Below are 14,040 nucleotides of genomic sequence, written 5' to 3'. Positions count from 1 at the left end.
CCCCGGCGTGGTCCTGCGGGTTTGGTGGGGGGGGGGGGGGGGGGGGGGGGGGGGGGGGGGGGGGGGGGCGCCCCCATCCCCCCGGGGGGGGGGGGGGGGGGGGGGGCCCCGGGGGGGCCCCCCCCCCCACCGCCGTCTGTGCGTAGTTATGCGCGGATGACCGGCGTCACCCCGCTGGGTTGCCGGCCTACTGATCGTCCGGTGGCGTGGTTCCGCAGGCACAGGCTCCGCCGCTGCGCGGCTGATAGTCGTGCACGTGACCGGTGCGATCCTGGCTGATCTGACAGCAGGCGTGCAGCCGAGCCTGAAGAGTGGCACGGCCGCGCTGGACCCGGGACTTCATCCCGGACACCGAAATTCCCGCCTCGCTGGCCGCGGCGGCGTGGGTTCGGGCGTCGAGGTCGACCATCTTCACCGCCGCGGCCTGCTCGGCGGGCAGCCCGGAGAGCATCGGCACCAGGCACGAGGCGAGTTCTTTCGCCGCCGCCTCGTCGGGATCGGGTTCGCCGCCGAGTGGGTTGTCCGGGACGGCGTCGACGGCGAGCTCCCGCCGATGAGGCGCCGACCGGTAGTAGTCGGTAATCGCGTTACGGGTGATGGCATACATCCATCCCAGGAGGCGGTCCTGCTCCCGTAGATTGTCCAAACTCTTGGCCATCCGCAGAAACACGATCGACAGAATGTCGTCGGCGTCCTCGGGACGCGAGACCCGGCGGGCGATGAAGGCCATGAGGTCGCTCGAGAAGCGGCGCCAGAGCTGGTCGAGATCAGCGGGCGGCTCGGATGTGGTCGTGGTGGTGGAAGTGTCCTCGCTCATGATGTTCGGTTCCTCTCCGTCTCCAGCATCCCCGCCTGACGGCGCGGTGACGACCCCCTGAGTCGTCTTTCAGGTACGGACGACGGTCACCGCTTTCGGACGCATCGTGCGTCCGAAAGCCGGGTTCCTCGTCTGTATGGGTGTCGATGTCGATGACGGGTTCTCCGCTTCGACGTACCAGTTGAAGCGCGTGAGGAGGTGAGAGCGATGCTGACCACACATTTGTTTTCGGGTCTGACCAGCGAAGAGGTCGATCTGGTCGTGGCGGAGGAACTGCATCTGCTCGGCGCCGCCGCATGAGCGCCGTCGTCGCCTCGCTCGGGCGTATCCGCTGATTCCAGCACCCCCGGACTTGCCCCCACCCTCTCGCAGGGTGGGGGCCAGAAGAGTGCCCGGCTCCGGACCAGCAGTGCACAGGACGAACCCGCCCCGCCCTTTCCCTGCGGAAGGGAAAGGGCGGGGCGGGTAAGTCTTCGTTCAGCGGGAGCGCGCTGACCGAACCAGGCGGGTGAGAATCGGGACGGCGGTGACCACCGCCCACAACCCGATCGCCGCGACCAGGGCTGCGGCGGTGTCACCGATGGCCGCGGTGCCGAGCACGTGCCCTCGCAGCGCGTCGGTGGCGTGCGCGACCGGATTGACCGTCGCCATGGCCTGCATCCAGCCGGGCATGGTCTCGATCGGGGCGAAGGCACTCGAGATGAACATCAGCGGCATCATCACCATCATTCCGGCGAACTGCACCACATCCGGGCGGCGGAGCCGGTCCCCGATGAGCCCGAACAAGGCGCTCATCGCCCCGGCCAGCACCACCAGCACGACGACCGCGGCGACGGCATCGAGCGCGGTGCCGTAGAACTCGAAACCCAATGCGACCGCGGCGATCCCGAGCAGCGCGGCCCGGGCGAGAGTGAAGACCGCCTCGTTGACGGTGCGGGCCACCCCCGGCAACGCCGCGCGCATCGGCAGGGTCGCGAAGCGATCATGCAGGCCGTTGGTGTGGTCGATCGCCGCGGACACTCCGGCATTCGTGCCGGCCATCACGGTGGACACGGCGAGCATGGCCGGGGTGAGGAAAACGATGTAGCTGACCCCGGGCGGAAAGCCCGGCCCGGCGGCGACGCTGCGGAAGACCTGGCTGAACAGGACGAGCATCGCCATCGGCATGGTCAACGAGAACATCAGCAGCTGCGGAACACGCGCGCTGGTGCGCAGGTTGCGGACGGTGAGGGCGGCGAGCTGGTCCCCGATCGGGAACCGCCCCGTCGTGGTGGTGCGAATGGTGGTCATCGGTGGGCTCCAGTGTGGGCGAGGTGAGTGAAGACGTCGTCGAGGCTCGGTGAGGTCACGTCCAGGTCGGTGACCTCGATACCGCCTCGGTGCAGGTGAGCGACCAGTTCGGTCGCGGCGGGCGCGTCATCGACGGTGACCGCCACCCGAACCCGGCCGTCGTCGAGACGGTGATCGGCGTCCGGGATGAACGGCAGGCTGCCGAGTTGGTGGGCGGGGACGGTCGCGGTCAGGACCTTGCCGCCGACAATCCTTTTCAGCTCGGCGGGGGTGCCGCGGGCGGCGACGCGACCCCGGCTCAGGACCACAATGTGGTCGGCGAGCCGGTCGGCTTCCTCCAGATACTGGGTGGTGAGGACGACGGTGGTGCCGCTGGCGGTCAGCTCGTCGACGACGTCCCACAGCCCGGCGCGGGCGATCGGGTCGAGACCGGTGGTCGGCTCGTCGAGGAACAGCACCGACGGGGACCCGACGAGACTCGCGGCCAGGTCGACCCGCCGTCGGGAGCCACCGGAAAGTTCCCCGATCCGCCGAGTCGCGTACTCGTGCAACCCGAGTCGGTCGATCAGCGCGTCGGCCCGTGCGCGGGCGGCGGTGCGGCGCAACCCGGCCAGGCGGCCGATCAGCTCCAGATTCTCTCTAGCGGTGAGGAATTCGTCGAGTCCGGCGTATTGGCCGGTCACCCCGATCCGGCGCCGCACCTCGGTAGCGTCGGCGACGACGTCCAGACCCTCGACCTCCACCCGGCCGATGGTGGGGCGCACCAGGGTGGTCAGAGTACGGATCAAGGTGGTCTTACCGGCGCCGTTGTGGCCGAGCACCCCGAGGGTGGTCCCGGCCCCGGCGGCGACATCGACTCCGTCGAGGGCCCAGGATTTGCCGTAGGCGACGTGCAGGTCCTCGACGAGGACCGCGGGGGCGGTCATCGCACACCCCCGGCGTGATCGGCGTCGGGATGGGCGGACAAGTGGGTGGTCATCGGAAGATTCCTCTCGAAGAAAGGTGTGCTCCCACCCGGTGGTGAGTGGAAGTCCGCTTTCTCAGACGAAGCAACCGAGAGTTGGACGCAGCAGGATCCGCCAGCTATTTGCTGCGCCTATAGTTGCTCACTTCGGCTCGTGTGCGAGGTCAGTTCTGCGGGTGTCCTTGCAGGCCAGGTGGCTTCACCGACGAGGTATCCGTCGGTGAACTGTGCGACGATGCGCGGGCCTGTGTTCGAGCTGTTGTCGTACACGGTCGCATGATCGCAACGTGGGAATGCCTGAGCGACGAGACCCCACAGTCTTCGGTATCGCTGGCGGAACTTTTCTTCGGGCACATCGTGCCCGCCGGCTCGCACCCGGTAGCGCACACGCTGGACCGCTAGCTCCTCGGGAATCATCACCACGTGCAAGACGACGGTGTACTCGTGTGTGCGCGCTTCGTCGATCAGCTGCAGCTTCGACGGATGGGAGAACACCATCTCGGCGATGAACGCCGAGGATCGGGCGCGAAACTCTCCCGCCGAAGTTACTCGTCCTCTGCGATGCTCTTCATCGCCTTCCATCCGTGGGTGATGCCGCCACCGGCGCGCAGGGCGGCGGCGACCATGACGGCTTCGGCGACGTCGGCCTTGGAAGCGCCGGCCTTGACGGCGCGCTTGGCGTGGTCCTCGATGCAGAACGGGCACTGCGTGGTCACTGCGACACCAACCGCGATCAGCTCCCGGGTGGCCGGATCGAGGTTTCCGGTGTTCTTGTTGAACACGGCTTTGTCGAACCCGAAGAATGCCGAGGTCATCTCCGGCGCGGCTTCCTTGATGTCGGCCATGAATTTTGCTTCATCGTTGTGAGAGTGCATTGTTCATCCTTTTGCTTATTGGTTGTGCCTGCTTCAGGCCTGAAATGAAGTGAGGCAACTCTTTCCGTCATGCCCGTCGGACGTGCCGGTTCAGTGGGAAGTCGACCGTTCCCGGATGGCAGTGACGGGCCGGGCGGGCTACGGCCTTCGTAAACGCATTGCTGATCGCTATGGGCCTTACTGCCGCCGATCACCGCTGACCCGCGTGCTCGGTTTCGGTAAGTTCCTGCTCTCGAGCAGCGTGCTCATCGGCGCTCACGCGCCCGGAGAGCGTGAGCAGCGCCAGAACCGCCGCCGCGAGCAGGATTCCCGTGCCCACCACCAGAGCGGTGCTGTAGCCGTCCACCAGCGCTTGCGGGGCCGTACTCCCGCTTCCTGCTGTCACGGTGGCCGCGACCCCGGCGAGCACTGCCAGACCGAGCGCGACGCCGATCTGCTGTGCGGAGTTGAGCAGCGCCGAGGCGATGCCGGCCTTATCGGCGTCGACCCGGTAGACGGCGGCCTGGGTGAGCGCGATGACGCCGAGCCCGAAGCCGAGGGCGATGACGAGCATCGCGGGGGCGAGGCCGGCCCAATAGCCTGTGTCGACGGTGATCCTGGAGAACCAGAACGCGCCGGCCGCCCCGAGCAGCGCGCCGAATGCGGCGATCCAGCGGGGCGCGACCTGCAGCAGCAGCTTCGGCGCGATGCCGGCTCCGAGGATGATGCCGGCGGCGAAGGGCAGCCAGGACAGGCCGGTGGCCAGTGGACTGAACTCGCGGACCTGCTGGAGGTAGAGCGTGATGACGTAGAAGGTGCCCATCGGCCCAATCGCGAGCCCCAGCATCGTCAGATACGCACCCGTCCGGTTGCGGTCGGCGAACAGGCTCAGCGGTACCAGCGGGCTCCGGCTCGTGCGCTGGGTGAGGACGAACACGACCAGCAATACCGCGGCCATGCCGACGAGCGCGTAGGCGATCGGGTCGGCGAAGCCCTCCTCGCCGAAGCGGGTGATCGCGTAGACGAGAGCGATCATTCCGCCGGTACCCAGAACGGCACTGAGGGTCCCCAAACGTCCGGTGTGGCGCTCGGCTGCGACCAGCGTGCTGCTGCCGAGCAGCACCAGCAGACCGATGGGGACGTTGATGAAGAACACCCACCGCCAGTCCAGCAGATCGGTCAGCACGCCGCCGAAGACCAGGCCGATGACGATGCCAATGCCGGACATCGCCCCGTAGAGCGACAGCGCTGCATCGCGCATTTTCCGGCTGCCGAACGTCGTGGCGATCAGAGCCAGCGCGTTGGGAGCGGCCATTGCAGCCCCGACGCCCTGGACGGCGCGGGCGGCGATGAGCATCGCGGTGCTCTGCCCGAGCCCGCCGACGAGCGAGGCGACGATGAAGACCGCGATCCCCACTTGCAGGGTGCGCTTGCGGCCCCATAGGTCACCGATCCGCCCGCCGAGGAGCAGGAGTGCGCCGAAGGCAAGGATGTAGGCGTTGACCACCCAGGGGAGGTGCACCGGCTGCACCTCGAGTTCTGACTGGATGCTTGGCAGGGCGATGTTCACGATCGAGTCGTCGAGCACCAACATCAGCTGGGCCGTCGCGATCACGAGCAGGGGCACGAGCCCGGCTCGGGCGTGAGTAGGGCGGTCGGGTGCGTGGGATGGCGTTGTCATGCAGTGCGTTCCTCAGAAAATGGGTAGGCCTGGTCGGTCTCTGACGGCGCCGTCAGTACCCCTAGGGGGTATATGTTCTGACACTCTACGCACCAGGGTTATTCCGATCAACCCGAGGGGCCGGGCGGCAATCTCGAGGTGCGGGCGTCCCGGATAACGTGACTTGGGGCGCGGAGGGGCGCTCGGTACGCCGAGTCCGAGCGGGAGGTAAGCACTCGCAGTCGAGGGCGGTGGCCAGCCTGAGTGCCGGCGACACGTAGCCGGAGGTTCTGCGTCTCACAAACATCACCCTGTCGAGACGGGACCCGACGGCTCTTCGCAGGTGATCGGGTCCCGGAAAGCGTGCCACTTATCCCAGGCGATGACTCCTTGCGACACAGGGCATCTCCTGCTCGGCGTCACGAGTGCGATGTCGCCGGTTGCACGAACCTCGCACACATCGGTTAGGAACCGAGGGGATCCGGTGTATCGAAGCAACCGGACTTCCCTCACTTTCTGGTGACCGCCCACGAAGCCGATGCTGACGGGCCGTGGGCGGCCGTCAGCGCCTGATGGAGTGTCGATACCTCGGCGAGATCTGTATTTGTCGTTTCGGGACTGCGGGTCGCGCAGACGCTTCCGACGCACCGAGTTTGCGCCTATCACCCTCGGAGGTTCCTCCCCATACCCCGTACCTCTCGCCCACGGAGAGCGCGTGGTCGCGGCAGGCTCGCTCCACCGGGCACTGGTCGCAGATGTCCTTGGCGGCGCGCTCACGCCGCGCCCGGCCACCTCGCCCCTCCCCTTCGCGTGAGAAGAAGACGTCGGGGTCGAGGCCCCGACACAGCCCGTGCAATTGCCAGTCCCAGTGCTCGGCACGAGGCTGAAGATGTCTGATCGACAAAGTGCGCGAGGACATCGTGTCCCTCCTCCGGCAGATCGGGTGGTTCGGCAATGGCCATGCGGAATACGTGGTGCGTAGAAAATAGGACAACGTCCAATTATCTGCAGTATCAGCAAAGTGGCCGCTCGCCGTCAAGCCCTCAGCAAAAAGCCGCGATCGCCCCTCGCCCGTACCGGCCTTGCGACCACAACGCCGTGGCTTCCAACGTAAGCGGCGTGTTGACAGCGCAACGTGTCGCGAGCCACACTGGATACAGTTTAGGACACTGTCCCAGATTTTACACACTATTGAGGAGGGCGCTGTGGCCTCACCCACGACCGATTCGGTCACCACGATGACCGCGGGCGAACATCAGAAGAAAGCGAAGAAGGCCACCGGCGTCGCCGCGTTCGGCACGTTCATCGAGTACTACGACTTCAGCGTCTACGGCTACGTCGCCGCCACGTTGTCGGTGGTGTTCTTCCCGAGCGACGACCCGATGATGGGGTTGTTGAACACGCTGCTGGTGTTCGGTTCCGCGTTCGTCGTCCGCCCGCTGGGTGCGATCTTCTTCGGCCGCCTCGGCGACCGAGTCGGCCGGCGCACGAGCCTGATCGCGAGCATCGGCCTGATGAGCGCCGCGGCCGCGCTGACCGGCATGCTGCCGGGGTACGCGCAGATTGGGGTGATGGCACCGATCCTGTTGGTAGTTTTCCGGATGCTGCAGGGTTTCTCCACCGGCGGTGAGATCGGCGGCGCCGCCAGCTACATCCGGGAATGGGCGGCACCGAACCGCCGCTCGTTCTACGTCTCCTTCATCCCCGGGGTCGCACAACTCGGCAAGGGTGCCGCGGCCGGTATGGCCGCATTGGCGGCGTCGCTGCTGCCCGCCGAGTCGATGGAGGCATGGGGCTGGCGCATCCCGTTTCTGCTCGCCGTCCCGCTCGGAATCCTCTGCCTCTACCTACGTTTGAGCATCGAAGACAGCCCCGAGTTCGCGGCCTCGCGCGCCGAGCACACCACGACGACCAAGCCGTTCAGCACGTTGCTCGCGACTCACCGCGCCCCGTTGGCGAAGGTGGTGGCCATCTCCACCGTGCAGAACATCGGCACCTACCTCGGCACCGTTTTCGTGGCCGTGTACTTCAGCAACGTCCTCGGTTTCACGAAGGCGCAGGCCTCGACGATCGTCCTGCTCGCCGTCCTCTGCGCGGCGGTGTTCATTCCCGTTGCGGGTCTGTTCGGTACCCGCGTCGGCGCGAAGAAGATCCTGATCCTCTCCTACACCGCCTACGTCGTGGTCACCGTCCCGTCGTTCCTGCTGATGGGCCAGCACTCGGTGCCGCTCGCGGTGGTCGGTCTGCTGATCGGCATGGTGCCCTACGCGCTGTGCCAGGCCGGGACCTACGCCTCGATCACCGAGTTCTTCCCGGTCCAGGTCCGCCACACCGGTGTCGCGTTCGGCCACAGCGTCGGCGCCGTCATCGGCGGTGGCCTGAGCCCGTTCCTGGCGACCTGGCTGATCGACGTCACCGGCAACAACCTGGTGCCCGCGTTCATCCTGGTCGGCTCCGGACTCATGGGCCTGGCCGTCGTGGTGGGCCTGGTCCGCCACAACACCACCGACACCCACCTCTACCGCTGATAGTGAAAGATGGGAACCCACCCGTGCACACGTTCTATGTCTCCGAACAGATCCATCCCGACGCCGTTGCGGAGCTGACCCGGATGGGACAAGTCCACCTCGGATACGGCGATGACGCGGTCGCCTACGCTGACATCGCGGACACCGTCGACGCGGTCCTGCTCCGAGCGGAATTATTCGACGCGGACAAGATCAATAACTCCCCCAACCTGACGATCATCGCCCGCCACGGGGTCGGCACAAACAACGTCGACATCGAGGCCGCCACCGCCGCCTCGGTCTGGGTCACCACCACACCCGGCAGCAACAGCCGCGCCGTCGCCGAGCACGTCTTCGCGCTCCTGCTCTCCCTCGCCCGCAAGACGCCCACCGCCACCCACGGCACGGCCGATGGAAGTTGGGCCGCAATCAAACCCACGTTGACCGGGTTCGAACTCGGCGGCCGCGTCCTCGGCCTGCTCGGCTTCGGCAACATCGCCGTCGCCGTCGCCGCGATCGCCCGCGGATTCGGGATGCGGGTCCTCGTCGCCGACCCGTACGTCGACGACACCGACATCGAAGGCCGCGGATGCGTTCCGGTCACCCTTGACCAGCTGATCACCGACGCCGACATCCTCAGCCTGCATCTGCCCCTCACCGACAGCACCCGCCACCTATTCGACGCGTCCACCATCGCGCGGATGCGGCCCGGCGCCATCCTGCTCAACACCGCCCGCGGCGGGCTCATCGACGAGCAGGCCCTCCTCGACGCCCTCGACGACGGCCGCCTCGGCGGGGCCGCGCTCGACGTGCTCGAAGGTGAAGCTGTGGACCCGAAAGACCCTCTCGCGCACAGTCCCCGGATCGCCGAGTACCTCGCCGCGCACGACAATCTGATCGTCACCCCGCACGTCGGCGGCCAGACAGGCGAATCTCTCCGCAACGCCGGGGCCGGTGCCGTGCAATGCATCCGGCAGGCCCTCGCCGGCGACATACCCGACAACGCCGTCAACTCAATCCCCCCGGCGGCCCTGCCCCTGCCGGTCAGCTGACGCAACCCGACCTCGCCCTCCGCGGAGCCGCTGAGCCGGCTCGATGAGAAAGAGACAGACAATGTTCATCAACGCAACCGCCGACAACATTCAGATCGCCCCGTCCTGGGAACGCGCGCCGCTGCACGAGATCAAGGCGCTCGCCGAATACCCGGTGGCCCTGATCGGGGACGCCCAGGCCCGCATGGGCCTGATGACCGCCGACATCGCCTTGGTCACTCCGGGCTTGCGGCTGGCCGGCACGGTACTGCCTATCCAGGCACGTGAAGGTGACAACCTCGCCATCCACCGCGCACTCGACGACGCACAGCCCGGCGACGTCCTGGTCGTCAACGGCAACGGCGAAATCAACCGCGCCGTGTTCGGTGACATCCTCGGCGAAATCTGCGTCGCCAAAGGCATCGCCGGTGTCGTCATCGACGGCGCCACCCGCGACGTCGACGAGCTGACCGCGATGAAGCTGCCCGTCTTCGCCCGCGGCATCACCGCCGCCGGACCGTGGAAGAACGGCCCCGGCAAGATCGGCTTCCCGATCGCGTGCGGCCACGTGGTCTGCAACCCCGGTGACGCCATCATCGGCGACACCGACGGCATCGTGATCATCCCCCGCGCCGACCTGGCCGCCGCCCTCGACAGGACCCGCGCCCAGGAAGAAACCGAGCAGAAGATGCGCGCCCATATCCGCAGCGCTCTCCGATAATTCACGATCCGCCCCGGCCGCACTCATGGTTTGCGGCCGGGGCGTTAGGAGTGTTCGCGTCAGGCGATGCGGCAATGGCTCCTTCCGCACGAAACTCGGTCAGGCACCCGCGGAGACCGTCAACAACGCCGTGACCTCGCGGGCGGCGTGCACGATCTTGTCCGCCACCGCGTCGATGTCGACCTCCGGTACCCGAAACCGCGGGATGGTGGCAGTCACCGATCCGGCGACGACGCCGTCGATGAAGTAGGCGGCGGCGATACCGAAGGCATCGGGGATCCGCTCACCGTCACCGGCCGCCCACCCCCGGGCACGGACACCGGCCAGATCGTCCTCGAGTTCCGCCCGGCTGCGCACGGTCCGCTCGGTGTACTGCGTCAACGCCAAACCGTCGAGCACCTCGCCGGGGAGCTCCGCAAGGATCGCCTTGCCAGCCGCCCCGGCGTGCAGCGGAATGTCGACCCCGGTCGCCAACCCGTAGTGCAACGGCCGACTCCCCGGCACGACCGTGGTCAGCTGAGCATGACGGGACCGATGGTCGAACTCCGCCAACCCGATCGTCTCACCGGTTTCGGCGGCCAGATCCGCCACGATGCCCGCGGTCACCGCGACCACACCCGCTGTCGCGCCGAGTGCGGCGGCCCAATACAGCAGCCTCGGACCCGCCACCGCCCGCTCCCCGCGCCGCAGCGCCAGACCGCACTCGAGCGCCGTCCCCAGCAGCTTGGCCGCGGTGGCCGGATTAGCCCCGATCCGACGCGCCAACGGCCGCCCCGTCGTCTCCACTCCCAACGGCTCGGCGACCAGCGCGGACAGCAGCCGCTCGAACCGCGCCACCGCCGACCCACCCTCGGACCCCGAAGTCGTCTCGCCAGTAGGTCCCACCTGAGCCGAACTCGATTCACGCACCGACACGGCAGAATCCACCGGTTCGGGTACCAGCGGGAGCGCTGCGAGCCGTCGGGCGGCATCCTGGACCTGAGGTGCGAAGCGGAGCAAGTCAGCGTCGGTGGTGTCGTACCGCGGCCGGGTCACCGAGACCGCACCCAACAGCCCACCGAACCGGAACGGAGCCGCCACACCGGCCGCGAGCGGAAAGTGCTGGCCGATGCTGATCGTGTGGCCAGCCGCGTGGTCCTCGGCGAGAAGCCGTTCCAGACCGGCCCGGTCGGTCACCGTGTCCTCCGTGAACGCCGTCAGCGCGGACTCATCCACCGCATCGACACCGAGTTCGGCGAGGATGGCGCGCCCGGCGGCCCCGGCATGCAGCGGTATCACCGTTCCCGGACCGAGGTTGTAGCGCACCGGACCCGGTGCCACCGTCACCATTGCCACGAAACACCGACCAGCAGAGGGGTCGTACAGTGCCAACAATGCGGTCGCATCACACGATCGCGCCAAAGTCTCGACAATCGCTCGCGAATTCCCGAGCAGCGGATGCCGGTCGAACAGGCGATTGGCGAGAACCCTCGACCGGGGACCCGCCGTGTAATTCCCGTTCGCATCTCGAGACGCCAGGCCATGCTCGGACAGGTGCTGCAGAATACGATTCACCGTGCTCCGGCTACCGCCCAGCGTCTCGGCAAGTTCGCGCACACCCCACGGAACACCATCCGGTCGGACCGCCAATTCGTGCAGCGCCGACACGATCCGGTCATTGCCCGCTCCCTGAGCACGACCGCGATCGGCCGTCACACCGACGTCGCCCGACGCTCCCATCACGTTCTTCGTGGCGCTCAAGGTCTCCGATCCTCCCGACAGGTCGACACCGAATCGGTGGGCTACCGAATCCACGGCACCGTAGCGCGTCTTGACCCCGGTTCCCAATATTAGGACAATGTCCTATTTAAGAGTGTTCAGTACAGATGCCAGGCACCCGCAGTCTGGCCGTGTGCCGATCGTTGCTCGGCGGGGCGTCGACCGAGGCTTCTCAGCCACCCAGGGTGGCGGGTTCGGGTTCGTCGAACACCCCGGCGCCGCCGCACACCCCGGTCTCGGGCAGGGTCAGCTCGACTCGGGCCGCGGCGTCGTGATCCCCGCTCAGGGCGGCGGCGATGCTGCGGACCTGCTCGTACCCGGTCATTGCCAGGAAGGTCGGGGCGCGGCCGTAGCTCTTCATCCCGGCCAGGAACACATTCGGCTCGGGATGTGACAGTTCGGCGACCCCGTGCGGGTAGACGGTGCCGCAGGAGTGCACGTTCGGGTCGATCAACGGCGCCAACTGGGTCGGGGCCTGCAGCACGGGGTCGAGGCCGAGTCGGATCTCCGACAGCCAGGACAGGTCCGGCCGGAACCCGGTGAGCACCACGACCCGGTCGACGTCTTCGATGCGGGCCCCGGTGTCGGAGACCAACGCCACCTGCTCACCGTCGGATTCGATTGTCGCGGTGCGGAACCCGGGAACCACCTGCAACAGTCCGGCATCGACGGCCGCCTTGGCCCGCAGGCCGAGGGCGCCGCGGGCGGGTAGCTGGTCGTCCTCACCGCCGCCGAACGTGGAGCCGACGTCACCGCGGCGCAACACCCACGTGATGCGGGTGCCCGGGGCCTGCTTCTCCAGATTGGCCAACGCGACGATCGCGGTCAGCGCGGAGTGGCCACTGCCGGCGATGACGGTGTGTTTGCCCGCATACCTTGCTCGCACTGCGGCGTCGGCAAGGTTCGGGACCCGGTACTCGATCCGGTCCGCGGCAGCCTTCTCGCCGAGAGCCGGCAGGCCTTCGCCGCCGAGCGGGTTCGGGGCGCCCCAGGTGCCGGAGGCGTCGATGACCGCCTGAGCGATGATGCGGTCCTCCGTGCCGCCTGAGCGGCGCAGGTGCACCGACAGCGGTTCGGTGTCGCGGCCGGCGTCGACCACCCGGTCCCGGCCGCGGCGGGCCACCCCGATCACCTCGGTGCCCAGCTGCACCACGTCGCCGAGCGCGGATGCCAACGGCTGCAGATAGTTCTCGGCCCAGTCCTGACCGGTCGGATATGCATCCTCGTCGGGGGCTGCCCAGCCGGTCGCCTCGAGCAGGCGGCGAGCGGCGGGGTCGATCAACTCCCCCCAACGGGAGAACAACCGCACATGGTTCCACTCGGCGACGGCAGCACCGGCGAGCGGACCGCGCTCGAAGACCAGCGGAGTCAGGCCGCGCTCACGCAATTCGGCGGCGGCGGCGAGGCCGATCGGCCCCGCACCCACTACGACCACAGGCAAAGCATTCATCTCGAAATCCTTTCATCGACGTTCATCGATCTACTGATTTCGGAGAGTATCGATGCTCGTCGATGAATGCAACCATCGATGCATATCGATATAGTGAAGTCATGCGCTCCGTGGAGATGTCGGCCGTCCGGACTACCCGCCCGAAAGATGCGCTGGCGACCGAAGATGCGGTCACCTACGCCGGTTGGTTCGCCTGCCTGGCCGACCCCACCCGGGTCCGGCTGCTGCACCAGGTCGCATCCCGGCCTGCCGGGATCACGGTCGGCGAGCTCGCTGACGCCCTCGAAATAGGACAGCCCACCGTCTCGCATCACGTCCGCAAGCTCGCGGACGTCGGCTTCGTCACCGTGAACAAAAGCCGTACCAGCACCGTCGTCACGGTCAACCCGTCCTGCTGCACCGGACTGCCACACGCCGCGGACGCGGTCATGGGCGTGTTGACCTCGCGCCCGTGCTGCCCGGACGACCTACCCGGCGATGTAACCGTCCGCCCCATGACAGACGAGGACTGGGAGGACGTGCGCCGGATCTACGGCGAGGGCATCGCCACCCGCACCGCCACCTTCACCACCGAAGTGCCCACCCGGAAATCCCTGGACGCACAGTGGCTCCCCGATCATCGGTGGGTCGCCGAGATCGACGGCACGGTGGCCGGCTGGGCCACGCTGAGCCCGACGTCCGGACGGGACTGCTACCGAGGCGTCGCCGAAAACTCGATCTACGTCGCCGACGGCATGCGCGGGCGCGGCATCGGCAAGACCCTGCTGCGCACCCAGGTCATCGCCGCCGACGACGCCGGTATCTGGACGCTGCAGACATCGATCTTCCCGGAAAACCGGGCCAGCATCGCCCTCCACCACTCCGCCGGATTCCGCACCGTCGGCGTCCGCGAACGCATCTCCCAACTCGACGGTATGTGGCGCGACACCGTCTTCCTCGAACGCCGCAGCGCAGCGACGACCTGAACGGTGTTCGCAACCTTCGACTT

General features: G+C 67.6%; 13 protein-coding genes. 4 read left to right on the top strand and 9 right to left on the bottom strand.

What is annotated here, in order from left to right; genetic code table 11:
• Nucleotides 1–187: 187 nt before the first annotated feature.
• From ACH49N_RS32520 to ACH49N_RS32490, 7 genes are all read right to left on the bottom strand, one after another.
• Complete coding sequence (locus ACH49N_RS32520) at nt 188–817, bottom strand: sigma-70 family RNA polymerase sigma factor (RefSeq protein ID WP_358276864.1); 630 nt, start codon at nt 815–817, stop codon at nt 188–190.
• Nucleotides 818–1,294: 477 nt separating this feature from the next.
• The gene (locus ACH49N_RS32515; RefSeq protein WP_358276863.1) at nt 1,295–2,107 is read right to left on the bottom strand and encodes an ABC transporter permease; all 813 of its coding nucleotides are present in this window, start codon (nt 2,105–2,107) and stop codon (nt 1,295–1,297) included.
• Entirely contained in the window at nt 2,104–3,033 is a 930-nt protein-coding gene (locus tag ACH49N_RS32510; protein WP_358276862.1) for an ATP-binding cassette domain-containing protein, read from the bottom strand. Before ACH49N_RS32510 ends, ACH49N_RS32515 begins: the two co-directional genes overlap by 4 nt.
• Before the next feature lie 170 nt (nt 3,034–3,203).
• Nucleotides 3,204–3,653 carry a zeta toxin family protein gene (locus ACH49N_RS32505; RefSeq protein WP_358276861.1) on the bottom strand — a complete coding sequence of 150 codons (450 nt, stop codon included), beginning with the start codon at nt 3,651–3,653 and terminating at the stop codon, nt 3,204–3,206.
• A complete protein-coding gene (locus ACH49N_RS32500; protein WP_358276860.1) occupies nt 3,617–3,946 on the bottom strand; it encodes a carboxymuconolactone decarboxylase family protein in 330 nt (109 codons plus the stop codon). The genes ACH49N_RS32505 and ACH49N_RS32500 overlap by 37 nt, the downstream gene beginning before the upstream one ends.
• Nucleotides 3,947–4,136: 190 nt before the next feature.
• The gene (locus ACH49N_RS32495) at nt 4,137–5,606 is read right to left on the bottom strand and encodes an MFS transporter (RefSeq protein WP_358276859.1); all 1,470 of its coding nucleotides are present in this window, start codon (nt 5,604–5,606) and stop codon (nt 4,137–4,139) included.
• A 541-nt stretch (nt 5,607–6,147) separates the two neighbouring features.
• Entirely contained in the window at nt 6,148–6,504 is a 357-nt protein-coding gene (locus ACH49N_RS32490; RefSeq protein WP_358276858.1) for a WhiB family transcriptional regulator, read from the bottom strand.
• Nucleotides 6,505–6,790: 286 nt separating this feature from the next.
• Here ACH49N_RS32490 and ACH49N_RS32485 point away from each other — a divergent pair, with 286 nt between their 5' ends.
• From ACH49N_RS32485 to ACH49N_RS32475, 3 genes are all read left to right on the top strand, one after another.
• The gene (locus ACH49N_RS32485; protein ID WP_358276857.1) at nt 6,791–8,113 is read left to right on the top strand and encodes an MFS transporter; all 1,323 of its coding nucleotides are present in this window, start codon (nt 6,791–6,793) and stop codon (nt 8,111–8,113) included.
• A gap of 23 nt (nt 8,114–8,136) precedes the next feature.
• A complete protein-coding gene (locus ACH49N_RS32480) occupies nt 8,137–9,144 on the top strand; it encodes an NAD(P)-dependent oxidoreductase (protein WP_358276856.1) in 1,008 nt (335 codons plus the stop codon).
• 61 nt (nt 9,145–9,205) lie between these two features.
• Nucleotides 9,206–9,844 (top strand): RraA family protein, encoded by a 639-nt coding sequence (locus ACH49N_RS32475; RefSeq protein WP_358276855.1) that lies wholly within the window; start codon nt 9,206–9,208, stop codon nt 9,842–9,844.
• A 99-nt stretch (nt 9,845–9,943) separates the two neighbouring features.
• Here the strand turns inward: ACH49N_RS32475 and ACH49N_RS32470 are convergent, their stop codons facing one another.
• Nucleotides 9,944–11,584, bottom strand: coding sequence for an IclR family transcriptional regulator (locus ACH49N_RS32470; RefSeq protein WP_397504862.1), 1,641 nt, complete (start codon nt 11,582–11,584; stop codon nt 9,944–9,946).
• 190 nt (nt 11,585–11,774) lie between these two features.
• Nucleotides 11,775–13,052, bottom strand: coding sequence for an NAD(P)-binding domain-containing protein (locus ACH49N_RS32465; RefSeq protein ID WP_358276853.1), 1,278 nt, complete (start codon nt 13,050–13,052; stop codon nt 11,775–11,777).
• 101 nt (nt 13,053–13,153) lie between these two features.
• On the opposite strand from ACH49N_RS32465, the gene ACH49N_RS32460 reads away from it, so the two are divergent.
• On the top strand, nt 13,154–14,017 hold the full coding sequence (locus ACH49N_RS32460; protein ID WP_358276852.1) for a GNAT family N-acetyltransferase: 864 nt from the start codon (nt 13,154–13,156) through the stop codon (nt 14,015–14,017).
• The last annotated feature ends 23 nt before the right edge of the window (nt 14,018–14,040 follow it).

The sequence above is a fragment of the Rhodococcus sp. NPDC019647 genome (genome assembly GCF_044389235.1).
Classification (GTDB): Bacteria; Actinomycetota; Actinomycetes; order Mycobacteriales; family Mycobacteriaceae; genus Rhodococcus_F; species Rhodococcus_F oxybenzonivorans.
The sequence above is the reverse complement of the archived record's forward strand: the minus strand, read 5'-3'. Positions and strand labels throughout refer to the sequence as shown.